The following is an 896-nucleotide window of genomic DNA, read 5'->3' as shown; positions in this document are numbered from 1 at the left end:
CGACGGCGGCGGCGAGGCCAACAGCACGCTGAGCCTGCTCTGCCACAGCTCGCACAGCATCACGATCTGCCTCTGATGCCTGCCCCGTGGCCCTGGTAGCCATGGCAGGACCACGACAGCACTAGGAGACCGATGACGGCGAGCAGGCTCGTGATCCGGACCGTCCGCTACGGCGGCGTCTGGTCGAGCCTGCTCGCTGTCACCTCTCTGCTGGAGGCGGGAGCCGCGCTCCTCCTGCCCGCCGTGCTCGGGCGCGCCGTGGACGGCGGGCTCAGTGGCTCACGCTCCCTCACCTGGCCCCTCGTGTACGCGGGCCTGGTCGCGATCTCGATGACCGGCGACGCGCTCACCGACCTGTCGACGGGCGCCGGCACGGCCGCCGCGACGGCGCGGCTTCGGCACCTGTTCACCCGGCACGTGCTCGGGCTCGGTCCGTCCGCAGGTCTTCCGGCCGGCGACCTGACGAGCCGTGCGGTCACCGCGACCGCGGACACCGCGTACGCCCCGTCCGCCGCGATCCTGACGGCCACCGCGGTCGTCCCGCCGCTCGGTGGGGTGATCGCCCTCATTCTTCTCGATCCCCGGCTGGCGCTGGCGTTCGGTCTCGGCCTGCCCGCGATCGTCGCGCTGCTGCGCTCGTTCGTCCGCGACACCTCCGCGGTCGTCGGCCGCTACCTGGAGGCACAGGGCCGGATCGCCACCCGGCTGGTGGAGACTCTGGCGGGGAACCGCACGGTCGCCGCCGCCGGCACCGCCGAGCGTGAGGCCGCGCGGGTGCTCGCCCCACTCCCCGACCTGGCCGCGCACGGCCACGCGACCTGGCGGATCCAGGCGGCGACCTCCGGGCGCGGCACGCTGGCCGTCCCCCTCCTTCAGGTCGCGGTGCTCGCCGTCGC

At 74.4% G+C, this 896-nt stretch carries 1 protein-coding gene; it reads left to right on the top strand.

What is annotated here, in order from left to right:
• Nucleotides 1-132: 132 nt before the first annotated feature.
• Nucleotides 133-896: ABC transporter transmembrane domain-containing protein (locus tag ACFFNX_RS51400; protein WP_378213812.1), on the top strand; the 764-nt coding region annotated here is incomplete at its 3' end.

The organism is Actinoallomurus acaciae (assembly GCF_042429965.1).
GTDB lineage: Bacteria > Actinomycetota > Actinomycetes > Streptosporangiales > Streptosporangiaceae > Actinoallomurus > Actinoallomurus acaciae.
The sequence above is the reverse complement of the archived record's forward strand: the minus strand, read 5'-3'. Positions and strand labels throughout refer to the sequence as shown.